Source organism: Paenibacillus sp. FSL A5-0031 (genome assembly GCF_001956295.1).
In the GTDB taxonomy this organism is placed as follows: Bacteria; Bacillota; Bacilli; order Paenibacillales; family Paenibacillaceae; genus Pristimantibacillus.
This window is the reverse complement of the sequence record NZ_MRTD01000003.1, coordinates 424,546-449,586: the sequence shown is the minus strand read 5'-3', so window position 1 is coordinate 449,586 and position 25,041 is coordinate 424,546. Positions and strand designations below refer to the sequence as shown.

At 48.2% G+C, this 25,041-nt stretch carries 33 protein-coding genes; 2 read left to right on the top strand and 31 right to left on the bottom strand.

What is annotated here, in order from left to right; all coding sequences use genetic code 11:
• Nucleotides 1–70: 70 nt before the first annotated feature.
• On the top strand, nucleotides 71–892 hold the full coding sequence (locus BK120_RS08425; RefSeq protein ID WP_076267022.1) for a DUF4393 domain-containing protein: 822 nt from the start codon (nucleotides 71–73) through the stop codon (nucleotides 890–892).
• A 119-nt stretch (nucleotides 893–1,011) separates the two neighbouring features.
• Nucleotides 1,012–1,698 carry a hypothetical protein gene (locus BK120_RS08420; RefSeq protein WP_076267021.1) on the top strand — a complete coding sequence of 229 codons (687 nt, stop codon included), beginning with the start codon at nucleotides 1,012–1,014 and terminating at the stop codon, nucleotides 1,696–1,698.
• Between the two features lie 45 nt (nucleotides 1,699–1,743).
• Here the strand turns inward: BK120_RS08420 and BK120_RS35900 are convergent, their stop codons facing one another.
• The 31 genes from BK120_RS35900 to BK120_RS08265 form a co-directional block, all read right to left on the bottom strand.
• Nucleotides 1,744–3,153 carry an N-acetylmuramoyl-L-alanine amidase gene (locus BK120_RS35900; protein ID WP_076267020.1) on the bottom strand — a complete coding sequence of 470 codons (1,410 nt, stop codon included), beginning with the start codon at nucleotides 3,151–3,153 and terminating at the stop codon, nucleotides 1,744–1,746.
• Nucleotides 3,134–3,373: a hypothetical protein gene (locus BK120_RS08410; protein WP_076267019.1), complete on the bottom strand. Its 240-nt coding sequence runs from the start codon at nucleotides 3,371–3,373 to the stop codon at nucleotides 3,134–3,136. Before BK120_RS08410 ends, BK120_RS35900 begins: the two co-directional genes overlap by 20 nt.
• Before the next feature lie 5 nt (nucleotides 3,374–3,378).
• Nucleotides 3,379–3,606, bottom strand: a complete 228-nt coding sequence (locus BK120_RS08405; RefSeq protein WP_076267018.1) for a BhlA/UviB family holin-like peptide — start codon at nucleotides 3,604–3,606, stop codon at nucleotides 3,379–3,381.
• Nucleotides 3,606–3,788 (bottom strand): hypothetical protein, encoded by a 183-nt coding sequence (locus tag BK120_RS08400; protein ID WP_076267017.1) that lies wholly within the window; start codon nucleotides 3,786–3,788, stop codon nucleotides 3,606–3,608. Before BK120_RS08400 ends, BK120_RS08405 begins: the two co-directional genes overlap by 1 nt.
• Nucleotides 3,788–4,120, bottom strand: coding sequence for a hypothetical protein (locus BK120_RS08395; RefSeq protein WP_076267016.1), 333 nt, complete (start codon nucleotides 4,118–4,120; stop codon nucleotides 3,788–3,790). Before BK120_RS08395 ends, BK120_RS08400 begins: the two co-directional genes overlap by 1 nt.
• A gap of 11 nt (nucleotides 4,121–4,131) precedes the next feature.
• Complete coding sequence (locus tag BK120_RS08390; RefSeq protein WP_076267015.1) at nucleotides 4,132–4,956, bottom strand: hypothetical protein; 825 nt, start codon at nucleotides 4,954–4,956, stop codon at nucleotides 4,132–4,134.
• Nucleotides 4,957–5,047: 91 nt separating this feature from the next.
• Nucleotides 5,048–6,811, bottom strand: a complete 1,764-nt coding sequence (locus BK120_RS08385; protein WP_076267014.1) for an SGNH/GDSL hydrolase family protein — start codon at nucleotides 6,809–6,811, stop codon at nucleotides 5,048–5,050.
• On the bottom strand, nucleotides 6,812–7,846 hold the full coding sequence (locus tag BK120_RS35895) for a putative phage tail protein (RefSeq protein WP_076267013.1): 1,035 nt from the start codon (nucleotides 7,844–7,846) through the stop codon (nucleotides 6,812–6,814).
• A complete protein-coding gene (locus tag BK120_RS08375) occupies nucleotides 7,846–8,898 on the bottom strand; it encodes a baseplate J/gp47 family protein (RefSeq protein ID WP_076267012.1) in 1,053 nt (350 codons plus the stop codon). Before BK120_RS08375 ends, BK120_RS35895 begins: the two co-directional genes overlap by 1 nt.
• The gene (locus BK120_RS08370; RefSeq protein ID WP_076267011.1) at nucleotides 8,898–9,302 is read right to left on the bottom strand and encodes a DUF2634 domain-containing protein; all 405 of its coding nucleotides are present in this window, start codon (nucleotides 9,300–9,302) and stop codon (nucleotides 8,898–8,900) included. The genes BK120_RS08375 and BK120_RS08370 overlap by 1 nt, the downstream gene beginning before the upstream one ends.
• Nucleotides 9,302–9,649, bottom strand: coding sequence for a DUF2577 family protein (locus BK120_RS08365; RefSeq protein ID WP_076267010.1), 348 nt, complete (start codon nucleotides 9,647–9,649; stop codon nucleotides 9,302–9,304). The genes BK120_RS08370 and BK120_RS08365 overlap by 1 nt, the downstream gene beginning before the upstream one ends.
• Nucleotides 9,634–10,683, bottom strand: coding sequence for an XkdQ/YqbQ family protein (locus tag BK120_RS08360; RefSeq protein ID WP_076267009.1), 1,050 nt, complete (start codon nucleotides 10,681–10,683; stop codon nucleotides 9,634–9,636). Before BK120_RS08360 ends, BK120_RS08365 begins: the two co-directional genes overlap by 16 nt.
• Complete coding sequence (locus BK120_RS08355) at nucleotides 10,680–11,345, bottom strand: LysM peptidoglycan-binding domain-containing protein (protein WP_076267008.1); 666 nt, start codon at nucleotides 11,343–11,345, stop codon at nucleotides 10,680–10,682. Before BK120_RS08355 ends, BK120_RS08360 begins: the two co-directional genes overlap by 4 nt.
• Nucleotides 11,345–13,156, bottom strand: a complete 1,812-nt coding sequence (locus BK120_RS08350; protein WP_083681728.1) for a phage tail tape measure protein — start codon at nucleotides 13,154–13,156, stop codon at nucleotides 11,345–11,347. The genes BK120_RS08355 and BK120_RS08350 overlap by 1 nt, the downstream gene beginning before the upstream one ends.
• A 217-nt stretch (nucleotides 13,157–13,373) precedes the next feature.
• Nucleotides 13,374–13,757 carry a phage tail assembly chaperone gene (locus BK120_RS08345; protein WP_076267006.1) on the bottom strand — a complete coding sequence of 128 codons (384 nt, stop codon included), beginning with the start codon at nucleotides 13,755–13,757 and terminating at the stop codon, nucleotides 13,374–13,376.
• A 101-nt stretch (nucleotides 13,758–13,858) separates the two neighbouring features.
• Nucleotides 13,859–14,299 carry a phage tail tube protein gene (locus BK120_RS08340; protein WP_076267005.1) on the bottom strand — a complete coding sequence of 147 codons (441 nt, stop codon included), beginning with the start codon at nucleotides 14,297–14,299 and terminating at the stop codon, nucleotides 13,859–13,861.
• A gap of 14 nt (nucleotides 14,300–14,313) precedes the next feature.
• Nucleotides 14,314–15,360, bottom strand: a complete 1,047-nt coding sequence (locus BK120_RS08335; RefSeq protein ID WP_076267004.1) for a phage tail sheath subtilisin-like domain-containing protein — start codon at nucleotides 15,358–15,360, stop codon at nucleotides 14,314–14,316.
• Nucleotides 15,361–15,373: 13 nt separating this feature from the next.
• Nucleotides 15,374–15,814 carry a hypothetical protein gene (locus tag BK120_RS08330; RefSeq protein ID WP_076267003.1) on the bottom strand — a complete coding sequence of 147 codons (441 nt, stop codon included), beginning with the start codon at nucleotides 15,812–15,814 and terminating at the stop codon, nucleotides 15,374–15,376.
• Nucleotides 15,804–16,286: a hypothetical protein gene (locus BK120_RS08325; RefSeq protein ID WP_076267002.1), complete on the bottom strand. Its 483-nt coding sequence runs from the start codon at nucleotides 16,284–16,286 to the stop codon at nucleotides 15,804–15,806. Before BK120_RS08325 ends, BK120_RS08330 begins: the two co-directional genes overlap by 11 nt.
• Nucleotides 16,286–16,603: a hypothetical protein gene (locus tag BK120_RS08320; RefSeq protein ID WP_076267001.1), complete on the bottom strand. Its 318-nt coding sequence runs from the start codon at nucleotides 16,601–16,603 to the stop codon at nucleotides 16,286–16,288. The genes BK120_RS08325 and BK120_RS08320 overlap by 1 nt, the downstream gene beginning before the upstream one ends.
• On the bottom strand, nucleotides 16,603–17,001 hold the full coding sequence (locus tag BK120_RS08315; protein WP_076267000.1) for a hypothetical protein: 399 nt from the start codon (nucleotides 16,999–17,001) through the stop codon (nucleotides 16,603–16,605). Before BK120_RS08315 ends, BK120_RS08320 begins: the two co-directional genes overlap by 1 nt.
• An 18-nt stretch (nucleotides 17,002–17,019) precedes the next feature.
• On the bottom strand, nucleotides 17,020–17,238 hold the full coding sequence (locus BK120_RS08310) for a hypothetical protein (RefSeq protein WP_076266999.1): 219 nt from the start codon (nucleotides 17,236–17,238) through the stop codon (nucleotides 17,020–17,022).
• Nucleotides 17,239–17,303: 65 nt separating this feature from the next.
• Nucleotides 17,304–18,392: an SU10 major capsid protein gene (locus BK120_RS08305; RefSeq protein ID WP_076266998.1), complete on the bottom strand. Its 1,089-nt coding sequence runs from the start codon at nucleotides 18,390–18,392 to the stop codon at nucleotides 17,304–17,306.
• 67 nt (nucleotides 18,393–18,459) lie between these two features.
• A complete protein-coding gene (locus tag BK120_RS08300) occupies nucleotides 18,460–19,146 on the bottom strand; it encodes a phage scaffolding protein (RefSeq protein WP_076266997.1) in 687 nt (228 codons plus the stop codon).
• A 114-nt stretch (nucleotides 19,147–19,260) separates the two neighbouring features.
• Complete coding sequence (locus tag BK120_RS08295) at nucleotides 19,261–20,340, bottom strand: acyltransferase family protein (RefSeq protein ID WP_076266996.1); 1,080 nt, start codon at nucleotides 20,338–20,340, stop codon at nucleotides 19,261–19,263.
• Nucleotides 20,341–20,465: 125 nt separating this feature from the next.
• Entirely contained in the window at nucleotides 20,466–20,789 is a 324-nt protein-coding gene (locus BK120_RS08290; protein ID WP_076266995.1) for a hypothetical protein, read from the bottom strand.
• Complete coding sequence (locus BK120_RS08285) at nucleotides 20,790–21,884, bottom strand: hypothetical protein (RefSeq protein ID WP_076266994.1); 1,095 nt, start codon at nucleotides 21,882–21,884, stop codon at nucleotides 20,790–20,792.
• A gap of 3 nt (nucleotides 21,885–21,887) precedes the next feature.
• Nucleotides 21,888–22,166, bottom strand: coding sequence for a hypothetical protein (locus tag BK120_RS08280; protein WP_076266993.1), 279 nt, complete (start codon nucleotides 22,164–22,166; stop codon nucleotides 21,888–21,890).
• A gap of 1 nt (nucleotide 22,167) precedes the next feature.
• Nucleotides 22,168–22,623, bottom strand: a complete 456-nt coding sequence (locus BK120_RS08275; RefSeq protein ID WP_076266992.1) for a hypothetical protein — start codon at nucleotides 22,621–22,623, stop codon at nucleotides 22,168–22,170.
• A gap of 19 nt (nucleotides 22,624–22,642) precedes the next feature.
• Complete coding sequence (locus tag BK120_RS08270; protein ID WP_076266991.1) at nucleotides 22,643–23,449, bottom strand: phage minor capsid protein; 807 nt, start codon at nucleotides 23,447–23,449, stop codon at nucleotides 22,643–22,645.
• On the bottom strand, nucleotides 23,446–25,011 hold the full coding sequence (locus BK120_RS08265; RefSeq protein ID WP_076266990.1) for a phage portal protein: 1,566 nt from the start codon (nucleotides 25,009–25,011) through the stop codon (nucleotides 23,446–23,448). The genes BK120_RS08270 and BK120_RS08265 overlap by 4 nt, the downstream gene beginning before the upstream one ends.
• Nucleotides 25,012–25,041: the final 30 nt, after the last annotated feature.

Below are 25,041 nucleotides of genomic sequence, written 5' to 3'. Positions count from 1 at the left end.
ATTAAAATTACAGAATATATGTGGATAGTGATTCTACGCTCGACGGTGAAATTTCAAGGGGGAATTAGTTATGTTAAATATTGATATCTCAAAATTTGCGGATAAACTTCCGGATATTAATGTCCTTTATGAGGATATAGCCCAACCATCCGCTAGAAAAATCGGTTTAGCTTTGGAAACACTAACTGAATTTGGGTATTCATTGACTTTGCCAATTAAACTTAGAAGCGAGAAAGCAAGACTTAATTTTGAAAAATCAATAAAATTAATGGCAGAAGAACTCTCAACAACAAGCGAAAATGATATCATACCTTCTCCTTCTGAAATATCCGTACCGATTATGGAGCAATTGCCTTACACAAACAACGATGAATTACGTAGTTTATTTGTTAGGCTTCTAGTTAAATCCGCAACTTTACGAACAGTACATATGGCACACCCTAGCTTCATAAATGTAATAAAAAATCTCTCAGAAGACGAAGCAAAAATCTTAGATAATTTATCCTGCTATAAGAATGGAACATTATTTCCTTTAATTCAGTATAAATATATAAACACCGACAGCTATAAAATTGCATATCGGCACGTAGCAGCTATCGATGCTTTTTGTTTGAATTTCCCTAAAAATTTTCCATTGTATTTTGACAACCTATCTAGTCTTGGTATTATTCAAGGAGGCTATGATAAGATAATAACAGACTTGGACAGGTATGTTAAAATAGACGAAGCACATGGACCTAGATACACTTTCACACCGGACGAAGGTTGGGAGGTATCTTATGATAAAGGTTTCTATCAAATTACAGATTACGGTACACAGTTTATAAGCGCTTGTGTTATAGATTTGCCACGTACTATCGAAGGACGAATATTGGCTTCGTCGAGTTTATAACGTAAGGAGGGCGGCTGAATTGACCGCCCTTTTCGTGATTACTCCGTTATAATAATTTTTGTTCAATTATTGAAATAATAATAGTACTATATATTTATACCAAAATTAGGGGGTTTTATATGTACAGCGAAGAAGAGAAAGCAAAAATGATCGCGAATAGAATGCAAAATATTAATGATGGACGCGAACGTTGGTCAAGTATCATTAGTTCAATATTTTCTGGCGTGCCTGTTAGTAAAAAAACATGGAATAACAGCAATGATATTGTTGAAACTTTAAACATCCTCGCCAAAGTAAAAAACACTAACCATGTGTTTTGCCCTCGTGGTGGCGGTTTTGATCTCACCGGATCGAGGTTGTCGGTTGAAGCAAATTGTATCGAACTTTTAAGTGATGGGTCCACTACTATAGTAAAACCAGAGAGCCTTACTTTCTATCCATTTGGTTCCGACTCGCAATTCTACTATTTTAGATTGGAGACGAGGGAACTTGATCCTTCAGGAGTATACGATCACATATCTGGCGGCTATGAGGAAGTATGCGAGTTGAGCCCTGGAGAATATGTAGATAGGTCGATATGGGATTATGGATATTATGGTAGCGACGAAGATGGCAATGAACAACCTTTAGATGAAAGCGCCCGTCCTGTAATTCGAGAGTTTAATGGTTCATTCGTAATTTTCGGAAAATACTCCGACTATAATCTCGACTCTGGAACTTATGACGGAAGACATAACAAAAAAACAGCAATTGAGTTTGCAAATTATATTCGTAATCATACCGACCATGACGCACTTCAGCCATAAAAACATAATAAAACGAACCCCGCTGTAATTAGCGGGGTTTTGTATTTATTTCAATATAGTTACCGTCTTACTCGCGCCATCCCACGCAACACTTGCGCCGAATGCTTCCGTGACCGCACGTACTGGAACGTATGTGACGCCGGCTTCGATTTTACCATCCGCGATCTTTTTACCGTTGACGATTACGGTTACTTTATCCGTACTCACTGGCGCCACCTCCGCTTTCTTTTTCAACGCAAACACTTCCGCAATTCCGCTCACGATAGCCGCTGCGACTTTCTTACGGTAAGCGTCCGTTTTGAGTAGCGCCGCCTCTTCCGCGTTCGACATGAATCCGCATTCCGCTAGTATCGCGGGCATTTTCGTCTTCGCGACTACGTAGAAGTCTTCCGCCTTAACTCCGCGATCCTTCCGACCCGTAGCGCTGATCAACGCTTTCTGAACGGCTGCCGCCAATTTACCAGATGTCGCGGAAGCTACCTTCGACGTAAACGTTTCGATACCAGCCGCGGTACTCCACGTATCGCCGGCCGCATTGGCGTGAATAGATACGAAGACGTCCGCGCCCCAATCGTTCGCAACCTTAACGCGTTCTTCCAGCGGTACGTCGCGACTTCCGGTATCATCATGCGTAAACTTCGTAACTACGTTTTCATACGCAGCCAGACCGTCGCGAACATATCGCGCCACTACGCTGTTAAACGCAAATTCACGCATCGAATCGTCGGGACACCGTTTGCCTGCCGTATTCGGACCGTGGCCTGCGTCGATTACGATTTTCTTCGTCACGTTACTTACCACTTTCTTCTTCGCAATTAGTGCGCATCCCGTAGCGCGTTCGTCTACGTTATTGACTATCGCACCGTTCGCGTACAGCATCGAACTGCCGCCACCATCTCCGTTGATTGCATCTACACACGCTAGTTTATCGCGCATAACCGTCGCTAATTCGGTCAGCGTTAACCCGTCGTTATTAAGTTCGCGGCCGTCCGCAACAACGAATACGACGTCGCCATTTGCGCGGATGCCGACCGCAGTCCGTTGTGCACGCCCATTAACGATGTCGGCGCCCGTTTGATCGTTGGCGACCGATTCCGCTATTACGATCGCTTTGTTGCGGAGAAGCACCGGCGACCCTTGAACCGCGAAGTCTACCGCGCGACCTTCCGCGTCACCGATCGTATACTTGCCGCCGACTCCGTAAAACTCCGTGCGCTTCTCCGTCTTCGGGATTTCCGTATTTGATACGCTACCTTTTACGATGTTATAGCCGTAGAGCGCTGAACCACCGAAATAGGGAAAGTTAATTGCGACATCGGCGTTAGCTTCGCGCGCTAATACGGAAGGCTTTGCGCCGCCACGCCCAACTGCGCTTATAGCGTACTCAGCCGCGGGCAAAATGAAGTAACGAATATCCGTATTGTAGGCGCGTAGTTTATTTACCGGAAGTGTCATCGTCAACACTCCGTTTCTTCGTATAGTGATACGCGCCGCTTGCCGTTAAACCTACGACCGAAATCGTAGTAACCGCGTCCTGCATGTTCTGCGGAATAAGCACGAAAACAGCCGCGACTATCAACGCAGCTATATGCGTCCACTTATCACCAAGTCCGAAGCCGCGCGCTACACCTACGTAAGCTGCGACTAATGCCGCGAGTTGTAATACGTCTTCCATATCGTTCACTCCTTAATGCGTGATTTAATATCGCGAATCTCCGTAATGATTAAGTCGTATTTATCACTAAATTTATCGAGTATATCGTGCAGTTTACTTTCGCGTTCGCGGCTTTCGTTCATTAACGATTGCTCACGGTCACGTGAATCCTTGCGCGATGAAAATAGTAGCCAAACAAAAAGGACCGCGAACGGCCCTTGCGTAAGAAAGTATTTGATGATGTCCGATTCCATTACGCCCCCACCTCCGCCAAGTCCGGCCGCTTTGCGTAAACTTCCGCAAGTATTAACGCCGAATCCTCCGCGCTCAATCCGTACGACGCGACGATTTCGACTACCGTGCCTTCACCGTAACTATGCTTCGTAATTGTACCGTTAGCGTAAATTCGCGCTTTGTATGCGGGAAAATTACTCATTACGCAACACCTCCGAATATTTCGATTAGCGCGAGTTCTACGTCAGCTAGGCGTGATTGAAGGGCGGTATTTTCGGCTTCTAACGTTTCGATGCTGATTTGTTCCGGCGACTTCGGTGCTGGTGCGCTCTCGGCCGCCTCTTCCTCCGGAGTCTTATCGCGCGGTGTAACGTCAATGAGGGCGCCGTCAACGATGTCGAGCGTATAGTACGGATAGCGCGCGAGTATCTTCGCTGCTAAATCCGTTTCATCTTCGATAAAATACGAATCCGGATACGTATCGGCCGTTAACCACGAGCCAATTTCGTATCCTCCGTCTGCATGTACGATCATTCTATCCCTCCTCATTTGTACGCGATATAGCGATATACTGAACCTGAACAATTGAATTGTTTAATTTGATAGTCAGCCGCGGAGTTAGAAACGTTAAACCCATTGGAGACAATCGAAAGGGTCGTGGATGAATCAATAATATTCGCATATATCCCATTCCACGCAACAATTCCTGCTCCACCGTTAACTGTTTCTGCTCTGCCTATTGTCGCTGCCGGGGTGGTGCCTCCGACTGTGGTCGTAATATTTTCTAACAGTATTATTAAATACTTTGGAGTGAACCCTAAAGCAATAGACCGTACACCAACGCCGTTACCCGTATACGTGCCTATTACGCAATCGAGCCCGTCGAGCCTCGCTTTATCTGCCGCGCTCATGAGTCCGTTAGCGCCCGTAGTCGCCACGGCCGTTGATGCCTTCGCGTTCCACGTTGACTTTTCCGTATCAGTTACGAAGCGATTACTCGCATCTTGCGTAATGATCGACGGCGGATGGTTCGCAGGATGAACGTAGTTATTCGCGCCAGCCGCAATTCCGTCCAGCTTCGATTTGTCAGCCGCAGAATGAAGACCGGCTACCGAAGTAGTAGCGACTGCCGTACTCGCTTTAGCGTTCCATGTCGCCTTCTCGGCATCCGTCACAAAACGGTTACTAGCGTCCTGCGCGATAATAGACGGCGGGTGATTCGCCGGGTGCGTATAGTTATTGGCGCCCGTTGCGATTCCGTCAAGCTTCGTTATTTTCGCGTCTAGTAAATCCGCGTTAACGTTAAAATTGTCGACCGTTGCGTTATCGGTCGCTTCGTATTTTTTGATGCCGCTGGGTAACGTTACCATTGTGTAAGCTCCTTTACGTTAAAATGCGAAAAAAGCCAACGGAGAGAGTCCGAAGGCTTAGTGTTTTGCTACGTAGTATGACCATAGTGTACTAATCTAGTTGTGTCGCTACTACTTTCGAAGCATATCCAGCAGTTGATAATTTGTAATTTTTCCCTTGAATCGTAATCTTCACGCTTTTATATGACGAAATATCTTTATGCGCTAACATCTGAACAACCGCTTGACGAGCAAATGCATCACTTGTTGGATATACCACATTAAACCTTGCTGCATCTAATGTTTCTTGTACTGCTGTACCTGTTTGGTTTTCTCCAGTGTAATAATTTGCAATCATTAAAAATCGAGTATCCGTCATATTAGTAGGGTTATCAAGAGTCAATTTCGCGGTAACAACAAGGTTTGATTTTAAGACATTGAAATTAAGTGTTAATAAATTTATATCAACATTTGTAAAATCGCCTTCTCCACCAGCAGCAGAAATCGAAGCAACCGTTCCTGTTGATTGTGCCGAAATGTTAATAAGAAAGTTGGAATTTTCTTTTGCATCCACTTCAGAGCTAGCTGATATGCCAAATAGGTAAGACATTCCTTCGCCAGTCACTTTATATCCGTACTCATTTGGATGAACGTAGTCATTAATAACCTCTGCAACAGCAAATTTCTTTAAAATGTTTGAATTATCAAAGAAAGAACATTTCTTCTCTAACGCTACCTTTTTAGCTTCAATAAAATGCTCAACATTGGTATAAGTGCCTTGGGTGCCGGGGTATGCTGAATCCAAAATGATAATAGCACCCGGAGAAGCTTGCCTTATTTCATCAATTCTTGTTCTCAAATCTACCCCAAATTCTGCAGCAGATGTTCCAGCCAAATTAGCATCATTTGTTCCCCAACCTATATAAAAAACATTCGCACCAAAGGCATAAGATTTTTGTAGGCGCTCTGATGTTGTTACTCCTTTAGATTGGTTTTGAGTGGTGTTATTTTTTAAAGTAGTAGCTCGGATGGATAAATTTTTAAATTGCGGAGGTTCTCCGTAGAAAAATCCAACAATATTAATGGTCCCTTGCGATCCAGCCGTAGGACTACCACCTGCCCTTACATTATTGACAATTAAGTCAAATGTGTCTGAGTCGGATGGGATTGTAACCTCTGCCACAAACAAAGTAAATCCTTGCTGCGATATCCCTGTGACTGCACCAAAGTTTTGAGGTGCTTTATAGCTATCTATTGATGTAGTCACTCCATTACAAATTATATCCACCTTTGCTGCACCGTCCGACGTTCGTGCTAAATAATAAACACCTATTTTAGTTCGTTTGATCGGAGCATGTTTGAATTTTAAAGGTATACTAGTCGGTTGACCATCTACCCCATACGTCAATACGTATCTGTCCCAATTTATTGAAGTTGCGGTTGAACTAACATATGTTGTTACAGAACCTTTTTTACTTAATACACCAGTCCCGCCTAATGCTGCAGACGGTTTAATAAAATATCTACTACCTCTAAGTAAATTGAGAAAAAATATTTCAGGAGCAGTTGGTCGGTCGATATCCCCACATTCTCCGTATCCAGAATCAACAGACCCGAACCGCCAACCAACACCTGCTTTAGTGGAATCTCCAAGAATAGCGAATTTAAAGGACTTGTTATTTTCAATCAATGCCTTTGCTTTCGATACGTCATCCTCTTGAATAAAACTTCCGTACGTAGTATCCGCCAACTGCGTAGTATGTCCGCCCACCACTTCATCAATCTTACGGAAGTTAACGTTCATTTCCTCGCGTATAACACGGTCGGGGCCCGCCCAGTCGTTAAGTAGTAAATTCGGTGTTTTATTCGTCGACAATTACGTAACCTCCCACGTTTCTAGTTCGTCAAATCTCAATGCCGCTGTTTCTATTCCGCCAAACGTAGCGCCCGTTAATCCGCCGAGCTGCGTATATACAAACGTATAATCAATCGCAATGTGTGCTGGAATTATTTCGCGTATAGCCGTTTGGACATCGCTAATGTTCGCAGGTACGCCGCGTGAACTCACGAAGAGAATGCCGACCCAATTCGGCTTATACGGTTCAAATTTACGCGGTAGTGCCGTTGCTGTGCCGCGCATTAACATCGCGTTCTTAAACGTGTATACACCGGTCGTAGCGTTATCCAGGCTTACGAAGGATACTCGCACACGAACGCTATCTGACGGAACAACGAACGTTTTGACGCCGCCAACTCCGCTCAAACTTCCGGACAACTCGTTAAACGTTAGCGGTTCAACTTCGTTCCATGTATACGTCTCTACGGAATCCCACGTTAAGCCGTCTAGTGACGTTTTAGCTCCGCCGCTATTATACGAATCAATCCAAACGGTGCCCTCGTTGCGTTCGATAAAAAACGTATATTGCTCGCCTGGAATAAGCGCTCTGTCGAACGTACTCGCTTGGTTCGCAGCCGTCGCGGTCAGACGCAATTCGTAGTCGCCGATTATAGCTGCGTTCGCATGCTTCGTCCACGCCTCGAAATTTCGGCGGAAGTAGTTACGGTTATACTCCGTTACTTCGACTTCACCGTTTTGGAACGATTCCGCGACTTCTTTTATCAGCGCCTTCGTGACCGTACCTGCTCCGCGCGCTCTCGATTTAATAACGGACCGCCGCTGATCGATCGGCTTTGAAACGTCCGTAGCGAGATTAAATATACGCTCCCAACGCGCCAATCCCCACGTTGCTGTGTCGACATACATCTGCGCAAGCACATCGTACATAGCTGCGTTTAGCTGCGCAGTCTCCGACGCCCCGCGGTCGACTACGTTAGATGCTACCGGAATATCCCCGTAATAGCGCGGCAAGTAATCGTGCATATCGCGCTGAATCGTTACCGCGTCTCTCATTACGTAGCCACCACCGTTCCGAGTACCGCTACGCTTCCGTCCGCGATTACGACGTTAGTGCTACCTCCGTTAACGGTTAGCGCCGTATAATCGAGTACACCTTCAGCGTTTAATATTACGCCGGCAATTTGTGTATAGCGGACCGTCGCGTCCGTAAAAGCGAGCGTCTTCAAATACGCGCGCATACCGTTCTCGATATCCGCTTTAACTGCCGGCAATGTCGTACTCGCGCTGATTGTAACGTCTACGCTGACGTTGATCGCGACTTCAGTTGCGCCGACGACTGTAACCGTTGCGCCGATCGGACGAACACTTTCTATATACGTTGTGGTCGCCGTTACAATTGGCGCGTCGGGTGCCGTTTTATCTTCGTCGAGTAATACGACTTTAACCGTGCCTGCTCCGTCCCATATCGGATACACTTTCGCATCAGATACGCCAGCCACTTCGAGCGCCCATTGACGGTATTGTGCCGCGTTGCCTGACGTTGCTGGCCGTTGTGCGCGTTCCAAAATCCGCGCTCTTAACGCGTCATCCGATTCGGCATCCGTTCCGCCGACGAAGTTAAACGCGTTATTAACCGTTACGACTCCGACAAGGTTTCCGATTACCGTATTAACTGCGCCTATCCCTACGTTACCTATCGCGCCAGCATCGCTCGCTTCGGACGCCACCGTAACAGAGCCCGCGCTAATCGTGCCCACCGTAGTCGTAACGAAATAGACTGGTTCGCTGCCACTAGTTACCGCGCGTGTTCCGGTTGGGATAACCGTTCCGTTAGCGCCGCTGAACGTTAGAGCTCCGATTGATTTCGTAGCGGCTTTCCGTGTGACACCGTACTCTGACGCGGCCAAATCGAGGTAAGCACCGTAAGTCGTATCGACAAATCCGAAGTTGAGTACGTTATCTAATTCGATATATAATAGCGCCGCTTCAATCGCAGCCGGCGATAATAGATCGTGCGTAGGCGCCCCTTGCCGCTTATCAATGTCCGCAGGAGAAGCGTCGAGCATCCGCTGCAGGATCGCCGCTTTCGTCTGTGCTTCGTACATTAAATCGTCACCTCCTCCGTAATAATTCCGCCGCCGATCGACGCCACATCGAACGAAACAAAACAAGCGTCAGCGCTCCGTGTGATACGGAAATTGCTGACGCTTGCAATGCGATCATCATATATAAGTGCTTCAGTAATCATACGTACGATCTCCGCATCAAATAGCGCGTTGTTTACGTTCTGTCCGATTAGCGTATCGATTTCGTTTCCGTATTGATTATCGTAAATAAGATACGTTGTTCGCGCGGTCAGTAGCGCTTTACGAATGTACTGGCGGAGTGCTTCGTCGCCGTCGACCGTTGACCGCATGCCGGTCGTAAATAAATCGTATGTGCGACTCGGCTCCGTAATTGACTCTGATATATCAACGCGCGGCACTTGCGACGTTGGACTTAACGCCATTAATACGCCTCCTTTGCGCCGATCCGATCAAGTATGACGTAGGTTTGGCCGTCGTTAATCTGCGCAACAATAACGCGGGCTCCTACGGTTAACACGGAGTTGACGTCCATTATGGACGCGGCTCCTCCGTTAATCGAGACGGTACGAATATGCTTCGTTAAGTGTTCGGCGACTACGCAATCGTCCGCGTCGAGTTCGATTTTCATGCCGTCGACTAATACGCTGAAGGACGGGAAGGCGGACGTTATGGTTCCGAACTCGATACGCGTATCCGTGTTAGCGCCGACTCGTTTAATGAGACTGCGGAGTTTTGATCCCGCGCCGCCTTCGTCTAATAGTTCAGCCAATACTTCCAATCCTCCCCTGCTGCTTTCTTCTTTTTCTTCTCCGTTTCAATTGGCGGTGTATATTCTAACGTAGGTAAATCGTCCGTCGCGCTCAACGTTAATAACATCGTGTGTATCCCGTTCGAATACGTATGCGAATCGTTGCTGACGTAATAGTTGCCGATAATATCCGTCATAGCATCGTAAACGTAAACAGAGACGCCGGCGTACGTGTCGTCATAGCCTAGCGCAGAAATCGTAGCCTCATCGTCGATGACGTTTAACTCTTTTAAAAGCTGATCCGCGAGCTGCCGTATCTCCGACTGTGTTGCATCACTATCCGCGTTTTCTAAATGCTGCATTATTCCGAAGCGTGCCGCCGAAGCACTATCGGATGCGACCGCCGTAATAGGTGCGGTTTCCTTGCCGCCAATGACGCGTACTTGGTTACGTAAGTCTTCGATTGATTGCGTATAAGAAGCCGTCAGTAAATTCGATGTGCTTTCGATAAAGTACGTTGCTTTACGGTCTTTGCGCTCCGCCAAGTTTAAGCGCCCATTTTCCGCATATACAAAATAACGCCGTCCCGTCTGCTTTCGCGTAACAGTTAGCGCCGTCGTAATCATGTTCCATAACGTCATGTCGCGTAGAATGAGCTTAGGGATAACGTATTTTGTATCGGTAATATTGCCGAAGTCTACGCCAAACTCCGTGCAAAGCTGACGCACAATTTGCGACGCTGTCAAACTTACGAATTTACGCGTATCCATATTCTTCGTTAGATACACGTTCTCATCGTACGCAATTAAACGCATAACACCGGACTGATCGATGTCGCGACGGAAAATGATTCCGCGAAACAACTCGGCACCTTCGGAGTAGAAGCGTAGTTCGCGTCCGATTTCGAAGTTTGCAATACGTGTGCTTCCGTCTAGTGTACTTAATAGCGAAACGGTCAACGTACGATACGCTTGTTGAACGTCACCCGACCATTCTACGTCTTGTACGATCTCTTCGATATATAATTCGTTATTGTAGAGAACACGTATATTCATCGTGGTATCACCAACCGTTGACCCGCGCGTATAAGATTCGGATTAGCGCCGATTACCGTTTTATTCGCGTTGTAAATCGTACGCCACTTATCGCCGTCCGTGTACATTACGTGCGCAATCTTAAACAACGAATCGCCCGATTTAACTACGTAGTTTGACGGTTTGGCTTCCGTACTAGGGCGCGAGGTTGTCATAGATGCGATCATCGTTTTATTCGCGTCATAAGTTAACGTTCTTGGACTAACGAATACATACTCTTTCAGCGTAATATCGAAGTAAATATCGCCAGGGCTTCCGCCGCGCTCCGGTTCATACTCGAATGACCGTATCGTTACCGCGTAGTTAATCGGCGTTCCCGTCACCGTAAGGCGAATCGGTGAACCACTACGCATCCAGCGTTCAACCATCTTGACGCAGTCCCACGGCGCGAGCAGCGGAGTGTACGCGCAGTATGACGAATTGTAATCGCGCGGAAAGAACGAAGAGAACGTAAACTCCGAAGATTTACGTTTACCTATAACGGTATACTCGCCAAGTTGCGCCGCTTCAACGTCTTGATAACCGTGCGTGTCCGAGATCTTAATCGACGGCGGATTAACGGGGAGCCATAGGCGTTCGCGTCCGTTATCGAAACTGAGATGAAACTGTATACGACTCGCCATTACGCGCCTCCCATCGCTTGATCCGCGCCATTAATCATGCGGTATATTTCGAGTGCGACCTCGTTGATATCGGAATCCTTACGGACGATGAATGTATTGCCGGTTACACTGACGCCACCATTCGAACCGCCGTCGCGGTAATTACGAGCCTCGCCGCGTGCGAGCACGGTTTCATTGCGGTGTAAAATGGCAGGCATCGTTTTTGGTACGCGTGAAATACCGCCGGAATACTTGTCCAAATTGAGTGGATTAGCAGCTGTGTTCCAAGCCATGTCCTTTGTTGATTGTTCAAGCGGTTGCGGCGCTCTGCCGGGCAGTGAATCACTCTTTCCAACGTCTATACCAGCTTTTTTCCACAACCATTTAATAGGCTCGGGGGTAACCGCATCCTGCACATTAAAAGCCCAACTGAATGTTTTTGACTGCCTCATTCCATCAAAGACGCCAGTCATTAACGAACTTCCTAGCTTTAGCCCAATCTCGGTAATCTTGCCAGTCGAGTTTTCCAACGAACCGAGCAGCGTTTTCGTAATGTTTTCCGATATCGCAGTAAATTGGGTTTGGCCCGATGAGTTCCACCAAGAATCAAATACTTCCTTAATGTCAGACGTTACCACATCTACTTTATCCGCGAAGTTTAGCGCCATGAACTCGTCATTCTGCAGATAGTTCGTATTAATAAACGCGCGTAGCTTCTCCATCGCGCTCGACATGGCAGCGGTAATCTGCGGTGTATACTTTTCGACCGCATCAGCCGCCATTGTCGCGAAGTCTTTAATAATCGGCATCGTCGGAAGTAGCGCCGCAATCTGCAACGTTTCGATAGCGCCTTTAAACTGTTCGACCGCACCGGCTGCGTTATCCATTTTCTTCTTCGCAACGTCGAGCGCGGTTACTTGCGACATTTCCTTGCGGAATTTCTTAACGCCATCAGCGCCTTCGTTGTAAAGGATATTACCGGCCCGCACCGCATCCGATCCGAAGATCATTTCCAACGTTAGCGACCGTTGCTGATTCGTAAGCTTCTTCAACGACTTCTGCAGCGTTCCGGATATGTCGTCGAGCGATTTAATATTGCCGTCCGCATCGTAAAACGCGTTAGCGCCCTTTGCCGTCATGAGTCCGAGTTTCTTAAATAGCGCGATTTGATCCTTTGTCGTCGGCTGCAAATTCGATAGCATCGTTTTCAGCGACGTACCAGCATCGGAGCCCTTGATTCCGTTGTTCGCAAATAAGCCGAGCGCCACGTTCGTATCTTCAAACGTAAATCCCACGCCTGCTGCAACCGCTGATACTGCCGCCAATGAGTACCGTAACTCGTCGACGCCCGTAGCGGATGCGTTCGCTGTACCCGCGAGTATGTCCGCAGCCTTAGCGGCGCTTAGTCCGTCTTTCTTATACGAGTTAAGCGCGGTCGACATGATTTCGGCAGCATCCGCTAATCCGAGTCCGCCAGCCGTCGCCAAGTTGAGCGCCGCTTCTAGTCCGCCTGCTTGTACGGTTGCTGGTAATAAGCCCGCCTTTAACAACTCTTCGATACCTTGCGCAGCTTCTAACGCGTTATATTTCGTAGCCGCGCCCATCTTTAGCGCAAGCGCCTGCATCTTCGCCATCTCTTCGTTACTTGCGCCGGTCAGCGCTTGGATTGACGATATTTGAGCTTCGAAGTCCATCGCCTTTTTAACGGAGCTTGCCGCAACAGCTACCGCAGATACGCCGGCCGTTAAGCCCGCAAGCGCTGCGCCAACTCCGGTAACTCTCGCGCCGAAACCGATCATACTCGAAGTCGCACTCCGCAATGGCCGCGACATGTTATCGATCAACCGTAGCTTCGCTATTAAATCGAATGCTATTTCGTCCGCCTCCTTTCCGCTGCTTTACGTTCCTTTTCTTCCTGCGCGAGTTGATGCGCCATAGATTCGTAAGCAAAGCGTTTATGCTTCGTTTCCCACGCGTAGACGACGTGCGGCGGTATATGATGACGCTGGAAAATAACGTGGAGCAGATACGCCTCTTCGTCCGTTTTTATTAGTTTGGGAAGTCGATCTCGTCATCGCCGAAGCCACTAACGTCCATGATTCCGACAATTAGCTTCGCAATCTCGCCCGCCAATAGCGCCTTCCGAACGCAATCAGCCGCATCTTCAGCGTTGTAATGGTCGATTAGCGAACGGTCGCCGAAGTTCGGCTCTACGCACGCTTTAGCGATCATGGCCGCGTTGAATAGCGAATCATCGAGACGCTTACCGCCTTTGCCATCGCCGTAAGTACATTCCGTTTTGACGCGTTCGATTTCCGCTTCTGACATCGCCTTTAGCGTAAAGTCAACGCCTAGCCTGCGGATTGGAACGTTCTTCTTAATGTCCGTGCTTGCGCCTAATAGCGCTTGCAATGCGTTTGGTTTCGTAGTCATATTGTTATCGCCCCTAATCGGTGCGGTATAATTGCGCCGCCTCCGGATTTGTTTTCGTAATTAAAAACGGAGACATCCCGTAGGAGCCTCCGTTATTTCGTTTAGCTATTTCGTAATGGCGTCATGATTTGAAAGCCGGTAAAAGTAAACGGGAATTCGTTCTCTACCATCGCGCCCACGTCCGACGTGATAAGCGGAATGCTATCGAATGTTACGCCTTTGAGACGTACGCGGTATGTACCGCCGTTGTCCGGATCGGTTACGGAATAAATAAGCTCCGTTACCAGTGCGGATTTTGTGTCGTCCGTTCCTTGCGCGATTTTCTCGATAAGTTCGGACGTTACGAGATAGCCGCTAAAGTCGCCGCTGCCGCTGACGCCGGTCACTTTCTTACCGATCCAGCGCGTGCCGGAAATCTTGATGTCTTCTTTTTCGAAGTCAGCCGTCGCATTAACGGTTGTAACGTTAGTCAGCCAATTACCGTCGGCATCGAATAGCTTACCGAATCGACCGCTAATAACTTTCGTCGGGTCCATCGTCATTTAATTGCGCCTCCTTATACGTTGATAGTGAAGAAAATGCGTTCCATGCTGTCGATCTCGACGTACGAAATCGCGAGGAACACTTTATCGCCAACTGGCGGATTATTCGGATCGAGCGTTACGATCGGCGCTTCCAGTACGCCATTGTCCGCGAGCGTTTCGAGATACTTCGTTACCGACGCGATAAGAGCTGCGCGACCGTCCGCGTTATTCTGCAGGCGGCCGATAAATGATTCGTCAGCCGTCGTTGAAATGTCGTCAATGACCGCCTGTCTTGCGCGAGTGGCGCGTATTTTCTTACCGGATGTGACTACGCCTTGCTCGATTTTCACGCGCTTACCGTCGTTGGTGAGAACGAGCGAGCCCGCCGTTAGCGCCGCATTTGTCTGCGCGTTAGAGAGGCGCTTCGTTACGTCGGATGCCGTTGTTGGCGCGTACGTAATCGATTCGTTGATATTCGAGCCTGCGATAAGGCCGGCAACAAACGGTGCATATGCGCTGGACGTATAGCTCACACCGTCAACAATCGCGCCGTTAATGACGTTAACAATCGCGCTATCAGCGTTTAGTGTTGAGCGCGTATTGCCCACCGTCGGATCAGCGTCCGTAGTCGCATCGCCTCCGATAACGAGCATGAATTGCTTGCCGTCGGTGCGATTCGTAGTTAGCCACGTTTTCAGCGCTGCTTGTTCGGTCACGTTATACACCTGCGCGACGAATACGTTGAAGAATTGCGTATCAAAGCCGGCACGCATGGCGGTGTAATCCGCTGTTACTGGCGACGTTGGTAGCGTATAAACGATAACGCGTGATGCTCCGCCTTGGAACGCGAGCTTGATTGGCATTGTGTTCGCGCTACCGAATAATGCGTCCGCTGCAGCTAACGTGTTCACTTCGTAATATTTGCCGACCGTCGCTGTACCGCCTGTGTACGTACTAAGCCCGAGCGCAACTACGCCACGTTCACCGCCCGTAATAGCAGCTGCGGCCGCCTCTACGAAATTGATATAAACGCCTGGCCGTATTGGCAAGGTCGTTGGATTCCAGGTTCCGCCTGACATCGATTGGCCTCCTTTAAATTTCCGTTATTATCGTGCTGACCTCGCCAATTAAAGGCGCAGCCACCTGCGTCCGTTCCTCGCGAACTTGCGTCTCCATCACGCCAATACACGCGTAGAGATCACCGTCCGTTTGAAATGGCGCGGAAAAAGAAAACGCCCCAACACGGATGAACCGTGAAGAGGCGTTAATTGGTATTCGTTCGGTTTGGTATATCGCGCGACTAAGCGTATCCATTTTCGTCAGTACGTCAGCCGGCGTTGCTCCGTAATAGACGATTTGATACGTTCGATCAACGCGGATAGAAGTGTGCGTTTCATTTGCGCGCCCATCCGTAAGCAGCCGTATAACGAACGTATCAGCAACGGGATTTTTCGGCACCGTTTGCTTGTACGTTGTTGACGGAAAGAGTCCGCGGACGAACGCTTCAACCGATTGTAGCTCGTTAACGACCACGGAATCCCCTCCGTCTCAGCGTACTTTGAATCTCGCGCTCAATGTCGTCCGCCCATTTTTCCGCGTTATCTTCGAGCGGCTTGTCTATGAATCGCGGTATAGTGCCGGACGTTGTCGGATTAGCAAATGACTCACCGTGTTGCTTCGGATAATCATCGTGAAGATAAGCCGCATAGTCGAAGCGTCGACCGTTACGCGTTTCGATGACACTAGCGGAAATATTTCCGTCGATCGTTTTGCTGCGGTCAGTTATTTCCGTTTTAATGTTGCGCCGAAGCGTACCGTATTCCATCGGTGCTAAGTCTGTAGCCTCACGTTTCCATTCGTCCAATACGTCGCCGGTTCCGATACGCGAGCCCTCGTCGATCGCGTCCTCTAGGCGCCGCTGATAGCCGCGGAAGAACGTCCCGATTAGGCGCTGGCCTACCGATGTGCGTCCGCCGAGATCGACCGTTATTCTGTTTGACGCCATTACACGAACACCTCCGTTACGATAGCGCGGCCATTTAACATCCGTTTTGGTACGATACTTAGCGGCTTTTTCGTGACTGTCACGTCTAATTCGTTCGTATACGTTATTACGTCGTCATACGATATGTCCGCTAATTTATCGAGCGTAATCCGGAGTTTGGCAACCGCTTCTTCGCCGAGTTTGTTCGTTACGACGTTCGTTTCTTCCGTGACGCGCGCCTTATACGTAATCTCTTCACCTGGCGTTGGCGCTGCCCAGCCGTCAAGTTTGCCGGCCTTCGTAACCGTAATCGTCTGCTTCATCGGAATGATCGGCATTATAACACCGTCCATTTCGCGGCGCGTTTCGATAGTTTGACGCCGTTTTCCGCGCCTATAAGATCGAGCGCAGCTTGCGGAATGAATTGCGCCGGATCAACGTCGGGACCCGAAACTACTCCGTCCTTGAATCCGAATGAAGCCGTACCGGTCAGCGCGAATTGGTTAACGCCTTGGCGCGCCAGTTTATTCGTATCGTTAAATGCCGTTGCCAGCACGTTTGCAAACTCGTATACCGCTGCGTCTGGTATCGTATACTTCGGATATTTACGGGACAGCGTCCGTCCTGCGACGTTTAGCAAGCGCATTTTATTCGCGTCGTCAGCGTCCGTCCAATCTTCAATCACGATACAGTACTGCGCGATATACGCCTCTGCGTCTCCCATATTAACCGCCATGTTCCGTGCCTCCTCCGATTATTTTGCGGAGGAATTAGCGGCAGCTTTACGGGCAACTGGCGCTTTCGGTGCGGGCTTTTCCTCCGGCGTGTCTATTCGTACAGCGTCGGTTATTACGTCCAGGACCGCGATTTCAGCCGCGTCATCCGTAGAGTAGAAACCGCCGCTAAATTTGCGATAATTTCCGTCAACGTAAAATCCGAGCTCTTTATAGCGCGGTGCTTCGTAAGTAGTCATCGTAATACCTCCGTAAGATTAGACGCGCAGTTTTTACGCTGCGCGCCCGTTAATTTGCGTTAATATTACGATAGACCTTTTAGGCGACCGTGTGCTTTTTCTTGTTCGAATTGCAGCGTGTACTCACCGACAATCATACCGGTAGTGTAATCGCCTTTTACGCCGAGGTACGTATGACCGAATTCGCGAGTATTCAACGGTTTGATTGCCATACGGTTAGCGTCCGCGAGAATTAGCTCGTCCGTTGCAAGGTTCGGGCTTAGCACGATTTCAAACTCTCCGAAATCAGTAACGATTTTGTCGACGACTTGACCGCGCTTATTCTCTCCGCGTGTAAGCGTGATTTTATTCGCGTCAGTAGCAGACAAAGCCATTTTTTGCTTCGCAGCAACGAGAATTTTGTAATCCCCGCCCGTTGCAAAACCTCCTGCGTTATAAATGTTTTGCGCAAGTGTGTTGATAGGAGCAACTGTAAGTGCAGCACCTACGGTCGTCACGTTAGTCGTAATGAATTGGCGGATGCCTTTCATTTGGCGGATTTGACCAGACTCATACATTACTCCATTGATTAACGCTTTTTCGAGTTGCAGCGCGAGCTCTAGTTGTTTCTTTTGCTTCTCATACTCGTATAGATTGTCAACTCCGTATTGTGCAATAGCCTGTGCTGTACCGGAAATCTCAATCGAGTCATCGAAGATTTGCGTTAGGTTTGATTTTCGTACGCGCGCTTTGTAACGAGCAGAACGAGCGTCAGCACCCTCTGCGCCTTCAACGAATAAGAACTCGACTTTAGCACCGGAAGCAACGGCTGCAGCGGTAGTAGAAGCGTATCCGCGTGTAACTGTCAGCGTTTTAGTTCCCGTATTAATCGCCGAAACGTAAAGCAACTCGTCGACGATTTTAATCACGCTGCCTACGCGGAAAGGCGTTACGTCAGCAACTACGATATCAGTCGCGCCAATAAGTGCGGATGCTGTAGTTACCGTTTCCTGAGCGAACATTTCATCCTCGTACCAAATATGCTCGACCGAATTAACAGGATCACTGAATCCTAGTGCGTTAAGAAGCGGTGTTTGGTATGGATTGAGTAGCAAAATTTCATCGACAACGGATTCACGTTTTCCGACAATTGAAGCATTATAAACTTTTGGCATTGTGAAATATCCCCTTTATAATTGGTTTTTGGGCAAAACAAAAAGGCCCAACTGCTCGGCCTCTGGATTATTTATTCAGTTCTTCCTTTAGCGACGCGTAAGCCATGCGGTCTTCGATGCGCCCTGTTTTGCGCGCCTTCTCCGCTGCCTCCGCGATAAGCTGTTCCTTCGTCTTATCCGCTTTTTGCTCGTTACCACCGCTCGGACCGCCAACTTGACGCGGTTCCTTTTTCGCTGCTTCCGCTAAATACGGTTTCGCCACCACTAGCGCTTTGACAACGTCATCGACGCCGGTAACGTTGCCTTCTTCGTCAACAACTACGCCCGCTAAATCCGCTAGTTTATACGCGTCATCTAACGCATCTGCACGTATGCCGGATTCTTTCGCAAGCAAACGAAACTCCGTCCGGATAATACGTTGATTCGCCGCGGTAGTAGCTTTCGTTGCAGTCTCGGTAGCTTCCGTCGCTATACGTGTTGCTTCGTCGCGTTCCGCTTGTAGACGTTCTTGTTCCGTCATTGCTGCCGCTTTTCGCGCGTCCTCTTCCGACTTCAAACGGTCGCGTTCCGTTTTGAGTTCGTCATAGTCCGCGTACTTTTTACGCTCGCGTGCTAAGCGCTCTTCGATCTTCGCGTCAAATTCGTCCTGCGTGAGTTCGAGTTTCTTCGGCGGCTCCGGCGTCGGGTCCGGATCGCCATCCGCGAACATCTGAAGATTGAGCGTATGTTTATACGTGCGTTTAATTGCGTTCATATTGCGTACCTCCACCGTTTAAAGGCCGTCGCCTATCGTTTGGTGCGACCGTAGCAGTTTAACGTCGTGTACGTTCGGACAACAAAAAAGACACCCGCGAAGGTGTCTTAGATGCTAAGCTGGGGTTTTCATTAATATTCCCTTATCTTGTTTCTTCTTCGCTCCATAGCGCAGTATCTTGCGCATTGGTTCCTCGTAATATTTAAACATCGCGGCACTTAATAGTAATGATAAAACCAAGCAAATCAAAAACTTATATGTTGTTTCTAAGTTGAAGTATTCATAATATCGAATGACCAATTGATGTATCATGTAAAATGAAAAACTAATCTCGCCCAAATAGACCAATAATCTATTAGACAATGCCTTTGATAAAAGACCGCCATTATGTGCAAATGTGTAAATCAATAGACACCATATTGGTACGAAGTATACTCCTCGAACAATCCCTACATCCAGCCCTATAGAAAACAATAAAGCAGCAATGAATAACACCACACTAAGTATTTCTAAGAATGAAAGTAACTTTTTGTTAGAAACTTCTCTTTTAGGATTTGCTGCGAAAATAATTCCCATAATCACTCCCGTTGAGAACTCAAACATTCTAGCAACCGGAAATATGTGCAATACCCACTTTTGGAAATCGCTACTTTCATTCAAATTTACATTAAGGATAAACAATACAACCCACACGACTACGATTGCCACAACTGCAATGATTACATTCTTCACAACCTTGAGCTTTGTAAAAGTCCATATCAGAAATGGGAACGTTAGATAAAAGAGTGCTTCTACTGATAATGTCCATGATACACCGTTGAAATTAAAATAAGTTCCCTCGTTTGGGATGAAACTTTGGACCAATAACAAATTAATTGCTGACATGAAAGCAAACTTAATGAAATACAAACCATCTGGTTTGAAATATAAAATCACTAATGGTGCAGCGATAATAAAAGTTAACAGATGAACTGGATATACTTTAGCAAACCTAGCCCTATAGAAATTTTTAAGGTTCTTTCTGCTAACCTCAGAAAACTTTGAATGGTAATTGTAAGCTAAAATAAACCCAGATAGTACAAAAAAGAATTGAACGCCTGCTGATCCCAATTGGAATTGACTAAAAACCTCCAAATGAAATACAAAAACCATTAATGCAGCGATAAATCTAAATGACGTTAAAGAGTTTAACAAACTACTTCCTCCCTCAAATAGTTCTTTAAAAAGAACATAGAATAATTTTATAATGAACGACATTATTCTTCAAGTTCTTTTTAATTATAATTATCAGGAAGACTAGCTTGTTCTTATAAAAACGATTAAACTCCGCTGCGATTTACCGTAATTGTTCCGGACAGCAGCGTTGATACATTGCCGGATGCGTCCGTTACTTCTGCTTCGTGATAAAAACCTCCGGAGAGTGCCGCCGTATCTGCAGGCTTAAACGCGATTACGAATTTATCCGGTGCGGTAATCGTGACGCCGGTTAACGTATCTTTATAAACGTCTGGTTCCGCGTTGTATATCGACTTCTTCATCGCCCATTTAACGGATGCTCCTGTTAAGTCAACGCCAGTCACCGTAACCGTGACGTTCTTCGTATCACCCGCGAACATTTCGAAGTTTTGATTCTTCATCGCCATCTATAACTCACCTCGCAGTGTCACGTCCATGACGCGTGATCCGAGTAGGTATACGTTTAAATCACGGCTACCTTTGAGCGCGATTGTACCGATAATCGTAGGCGCATTCGGAAGCTGCTTCGAAAATGTCTCATTCGTTACGATTACATCATAAATTCGTGCACTTACGTTGCGGCGGGTGCTGTCCGCGATTCCTAACGATTCGGCTACGTGCTTACTCAGCGTTTTCTTTACCGTGTCGGACATCGTAAAGCTGTCCGCGAGTAATACGCCTTTGCCGCCCGTAAGAATAATAGCGTCGCTTGGCGTAAGGATATCAGTAAGCTTACGCGTTGTTGACTCCCGCTCGGTTTCGGCGGTATTAATCGCATCTGTTTTAACAACCGTCAGCGCCTTACGGATTGTGTCCGTAATAGCTATCGAATCATTAACGCTAATTGCCTTACCGCGTGTAGATGCGAATGAGTCCGAGGTAGTTAGAATGTCCGTTAATATTTTCGTTGTACGTTCTGATTCCGTTTCTGACGTATTAACAACGTCGATAATCGCGACTGATAGGCGTTTGCTTAGCGAGTCGGACGTTGCGATTGCATCTGATAATGACGCTTTGTACGCGGTACCTGTCGGTATTCCGTCGTCAACCCACGTCCCACCCGTTAGCGTCAAATGGCGACTATTGCCCGATTGATCCTGTACATTGCCTAGCGTCATGTCGTAATGGGCTTGCGTTACTCCGGCTAATAAAAACCTGACGCTATAGAGCTTGCCGCGCATATAACCGCCTGCGCCTGTCTGTTTAAATATCTGCGCGGAGTGGTTCGAAGCTGTGCGTAATCCTCGCATCATTATACGGACGTCATTCGGTACAAAATCGGTACTATTCGTCACTAAAGCGCCGTTCACGTATACGGAATTGAATCCCGCATAACTATCGATTACGCCGGAATTAAACTGAATATAGTTGAAGTTTACGGACAAGTACTTCGAAAAGTTCGCAATAGGCGATGCAGAAAAATCCATAACTACTTCGTCCCAATTAAATACCGGCGTTAATCCGTCGTCATCTACGCCATCCATTTGTAAGTAGTACGCCATATGCTACTCACCCCGATATTCTTCGGCGATGATACACGGTGCTGACGTTATTTCATCGTGACTGCATACGTGCCAATCGATAACGCCGCCGTGAGTATCAACATACGGTTTCAACTCGTTAAACAATGTCGCTTTATCCGTTTCCGCGTTAACCCACGCTTCAAATACAAACTCGGTCGCGCTATGTTCCGTAACCAACCGCCACAGCACGTATTTGTTAATCGCAGCAACGATCGGCGTTCCGTCCGCTGTGTTTAGCGTACCTCGCACGCTATACTTCACGTTAGCTCACCGTTACTTGCCACGTAATTTGCAACGAGTCCGAAGACGTCAATAATGTGACCGCGCCCGTTAATTGATGCGCGAATAACGTGCCTGCAGTAGCAGCGTTAAATAGCCCCGCCTCTTGCACCGTAACGCCGGTCAAGCCCGTTAGTGTCGCAACGTATTGAATAACGTTACCACTCGGATTAGACCGCGCTACGGAAACGCGCGCATAGCCGCCGCCTGACAACTCCGTTCCGAGCGCGGTATCGCCTGCCGCTACTACCGTCGTAGATGAGCCGAACCCAATATGCGTAACAAGCGTTGTTCCTGCGCTGGCTGAGTTTAATAACGAAGCTAAAGCGTTCTTACCAACCGTCGTAATGACGTTATCGCGTTCGCCTTGCTCGACGACTACACCATCGCGTACGAGTTCCCACGAAATATGTCCGGTCACTTTTAACCCTTCGTTCATTCTGCGTCACTCCTTCGTTTTATTTCGGATTACGATTAGGTGAAATCGTATGGCGGCAATTAGGGTGGAATATCTCGCGTCGCGGCAAATCGCCAATAAATGGGTAATCGCCCGGCGCGTCACGCGTAAGCTTCACCGTTCGCCCTTCCCACTTCGCGCAAGCATCCGTTGCTCCGTGTCGCGATATCACTCCGTACATAACGCCGCGATCGAGCGCTTCGTTTATCGTCGCGTCATTCGTTGCCTGCATGAGTTTCGTCCGCGTTACCATATCGACGTACGTTTCAACTTTCCAGCGCCGTCCTGCCGAGTCAATAATCGCGTTATCTACCGCGTCGCCGAGATCCTTCCGTATTTGTGCCGCTGTGTCCGCGTTAATTGTGCGCCGACCGTTTACGCCAGCCGCCATGTTAGCGCGCATCGCTTCCGCAACGGCTTTACGTATAGCGGCTTTCGTGCGGCGGTCGATGTTCTGCGTTACCGCGAGTAAATCTCCGTATACATCTTGCGTCGCTGCCGTCAGCATCTCGCGATTAGCACGATTAATCGGCGGCTCCTCATCGCGTTTACGTCCGATACCGAGGACGTTCATCGCTCTCGTAACGCCATCGCGCGCAGCTTTCGGAAACACGCGCTCGACCCATCCGGACGCTTTCTCGCGTAAGTCACCGAAGATGCTGCCGATCTTTTTTATTGTTGATTTAGCGCCGGCATTCGTAAGCTCCATGCGTTCTACTTCGCGTTTGATGTCGTCGATAGCGCCGCCAAATGACCGCGTAATGTCCGTTATATCGCCTTCGTAATCCGGTCGCTTGTCGTCCGTCATACGCTTAGCACCGAGCTATCTACCGTGCCGTTAACGCGCGTTGTATCGTCTTCCATTCGCGTTATGATTTCGTCAGCTTGCGTATCGTCGAGTCCGTCCAGACGTTTAATCGCGGACTTAACGTCGATTGTAGCGAGGCCGCCTGTACGGATGTTATAAACTTCGGCTTCCGCTTTGTCATCGCGCGGTACTCCGTCATGCCACGTAATCTTCGGATAAACAGCGTTATATGGCTTAAAGCCCTCTACGTCTTCATTCGCAACGTTTTCGAGTTGCATCGCTGTCCACAACGCGTCTCTAACTGCGCGGTCAACGTGGTTGCGAATACGTGTTACCTTCGTCAAAATCGGCATGAAACGTGCCTTAATAGCGCCGCCGTCCGTATGTGACGTGCCGCTGCCGCCTTTGTCCGCTGATAGCGTTGTGCCGAATAACCACTGCGGCGTTTCGCTCATTTGGTAGAGGATACCGAGTAAAACGTCGAGCTCCTTAAATGCGGCTTCTAACTGGCCTTCCCACGTCATGTAGCCTGGCGCTACGTCATCCTTTGTGACCGGTATATAATTGCCGCCCCAACGTACGCCGCCGTTATCTTCCGCATCAATGTCGGGCCCGTAGGCAATCGGGTCCGCGTGCTTCCACAGAATATAATCGATCTGTACGAGGCGGTCGTTTATCGCGGCCAGTACGGATTCGACTTTCTCAACTCCGCTGATTCCGCGCCAATCATCGTCCGTCGTTTTGTACGGTATGTGATGTATGAGTAGCTGCGGTAAGCCCGTCGATTCAATGTCGGATTCGCGGCCGGTTGATACGCGGTCACCGATAAGAAACGTCATCACCGGATATCCAAAATCGTTAACAACGCCGTGTTCCGTCGCTGCATAACGTTCGTATACGATGTAGCCAGGTACGTGACGCTCAACGTTCAGGTACGGTACTTCACGCGTTTTGCTCCGTGTTATCGCCGATTCAACGAGTCCCGTCCGCTCCTCAACCCATTCGATCCACGCGATATTAACCGCGCTGAACTTTTTACGTGAACCTCGCGATAACTCCGGAAACACAATCGCGGCGTCAACCGCTTCGATAATCGGTTCGGGTAACGTAGGCGGCAGCGTGATTCCGTCATAATCAGCGGAAAGAGCTTCCGTTTCGCTAACGTCAGCGCGCGGAGCATAGTACGTCTTCAAGAACGAGTCACCGCGGTAGCCTGCGCCAATAACCGCTTCGTGTATCGTCTGCGTGAGGTCGTTTTCTTCGACAATTGCGTTTAAGCGCGCTTGTTCGTCGCTATCGCCGGCGCTTCCGCTTTCAAACGTAGGCGGCTCCGATACCATAAGATCGGCCGGCTTCGTTAAAAGTACGTCGATTAAGTTAACCGCGATAAATAGCGTTTTAAGCTGCGGTTCGTGTGGCGTTCCTTTGAGTAGATCCGCGGCGCGATCGTATATCTCCGCTTGTCTTCCGTTAAAAATCGTCTTACCGCGATAATACTTTGCGATACGTTCGATGTCTGCGACCGGTGGATACTGCGCACCTTTGTAAAATTTGCGTGTCATACGTTAATGCTCACCTCTTTTCGAAATAAG

What these genes read in the sequence shown, in the direction of transcription:
- BK120_RS08285 (WP_076266994.1), bottom strand. Translation starts at nt 21,884, where the DNA reads ATGGCGTACTACTTACAAATGGATGGCGTAGATGACGACGGATTAACG.
- BK120_RS08340 (WP_076267005.1), bottom strand. Translation starts at nt 14,299, where the DNA reads ATGACGATGGACCCGACGAAAGTTATTAGCGGTCGATTCGGTAAGCTA.
- BK120_RS08270 (WP_076266991.1), bottom strand. Translation starts at nt 23,449, where the DNA reads ATGACGGACGACAAGCGACCGGATTACGAAGGCGATATAACGGACATT.
- BK120_RS08370 (WP_076267011.1), bottom strand. Translation starts at nt 9,302, where the DNA reads ATGGCGTTAAGTCCAACGTCGCAAGTGCCGCGCGTTGATATATCAGAG.
- BK120_RS08320 (WP_076267001.1), bottom strand. Translation starts at nt 16,603, where the DNA reads ATGCCGATCATTCCGATGAAGCAGACGATTACGGTTACGAAGGCCGGC.
- BK120_RS08410 (WP_076267019.1), bottom strand. Translation starts at nt 3,373, where the DNA reads ATGGAAGACGTATTACAACTCGCGGCATTAGTCGCAGCTTACGTAGGT.
- BK120_RS08345 (WP_076267006.1), bottom strand. Translation starts at nt 13,757, where the DNA reads ATGACTACGAAACCAAACGCATTGCAAGCGCTATTAGGCGCAAGCACG.
- BK120_RS35895 (WP_076267013.1), bottom strand. Translation starts at nt 7,846, where the DNA reads ATGAGAGACGCGGTAACGATTCAGCGCGATATGCACGATTACTTGCCG.
- BK120_RS08265 (WP_076266990.1), bottom strand. Translation starts at nt 25,011, where the DNA reads ATGACACGCAAATTTTACAAAGGTGCGCAGTATCCACCGGTCGCAGAC.
- BK120_RS08420 (WP_076267021.1), top strand. Translation starts at nt 1,012, where the DNA reads ATGTACAGCGAAGAAGAGAAAGCAAAAATGATCGCGAATAGAATGCAA.
- BK120_RS08400 (WP_076267017.1), bottom strand. Translation starts at nt 3,788, where the DNA reads ATGAGTAATTTTCCCGCATACAAAGCGCGAATTTACGCTAACGGTACA.
- BK120_RS08360 (WP_076267009.1), bottom strand. Translation starts at nt 10,683, where the DNA reads ATGAATATACGTGTTCTCTACAATAACGAATTATATATCGAAGAGATC.
- BK120_RS08350 (WP_083681728.1), bottom strand. Translation starts at nt 13,156, where the DNA reads ATGTCGCGGCCATTGCGGAGTGCGACTTCGAGTATGATCGGTTTCGGC.
- BK120_RS08275 (WP_076266992.1), bottom strand. Translation starts at nt 22,623, where the DNA reads ATGAACGAAGGGTTAAAAGTGACCGGACATATTTCGTGGGAACTCGTA.
- BK120_RS08375 (WP_076267012.1), bottom strand. Translation starts at nt 8,898, where the DNA reads ATGTACGAAGCACAGACGAAAGCGGCGATCCTGCAGCGGATGCTCGAC.
- BK120_RS08300 (WP_076266997.1), bottom strand. Translation starts at nt 19,146, where the DNA reads ATGAACGCAATTAAACGCACGTATAAACATACGCTCAATCTTCAGATG.
- BK120_RS08290 (WP_076266995.1), bottom strand. Translation starts at nt 20,789, where the DNA reads ATGGCGATGAAGAATCAAAACTTCGAAATGTTCGCGGGTGATACGAAG.
- BK120_RS08310 (WP_076266999.1), bottom strand. Translation starts at nt 17,238, where the DNA reads ATGACTACTTACGAAGCACCGCGCTATAAAGAGCTCGGATTTTACGTT.
- BK120_RS08305 (WP_076266998.1), bottom strand. Translation starts at nt 18,392, where the DNA reads ATGCCAAAAGTTTATAATGCTTCAATTGTCGGAAAACGTGAATCCGTT.
- BK120_RS35900 (WP_076267020.1), bottom strand. Translation starts at nt 3,153, where the DNA reads ATGACACTTCCGGTAAATAAACTACGCGCCTACAATACGGATATTCGT.
- BK120_RS08395 (WP_076267016.1), bottom strand. Translation starts at nt 4,120, where the DNA reads ATGATCGTACATGCAGACGGAGGATACGAAATTGGCTCGTGGTTAACG.
- BK120_RS08325 (WP_076267002.1), bottom strand. Translation starts at nt 16,286, where the DNA reads ATGGCGTCAAACAGAATAACGGTCGATCTCGGCGGACGCACATCGGTA.
- BK120_RS08425 (WP_076267022.1), top strand. Translation starts at nt 71, where the DNA reads ATGTTAAATATTGATATCTCAAAATTTGCGGATAAACTTCCGGATATT.
- BK120_RS08390 (WP_076267015.1), bottom strand. Translation starts at nt 4,956, where the DNA reads ATGGTAACGTTACCCAGCGGCATCAAAAAATACGAAGCGACCGATAAC.
- BK120_RS08315 (WP_076267000.1), bottom strand. Translation starts at nt 17,001, where the DNA reads ATGGCGGTTAATATGGGAGACGCAGAGGCGTATATCGCGCAGTACTGT.
- BK120_RS08405 (WP_076267018.1), bottom strand. Translation starts at nt 3,606, where the DNA reads ATGGAATCGGACATCATCAAATACTTTCTTACGCAAGGGCCGTTCGCG.
- BK120_RS08355 (WP_076267008.1), bottom strand. Translation starts at nt 11,345, where the DNA reads ATGGCGAGTCGTATACAGTTTCATCTCAGTTTCGATAACGGACGCGAA.
- BK120_RS08335 (WP_076267004.1), bottom strand. Translation starts at nt 15,360, where the DNA reads ATGTCAGGCGGAACCTGGAATCCAACGACCTTGCCAATACGGCCAGGC.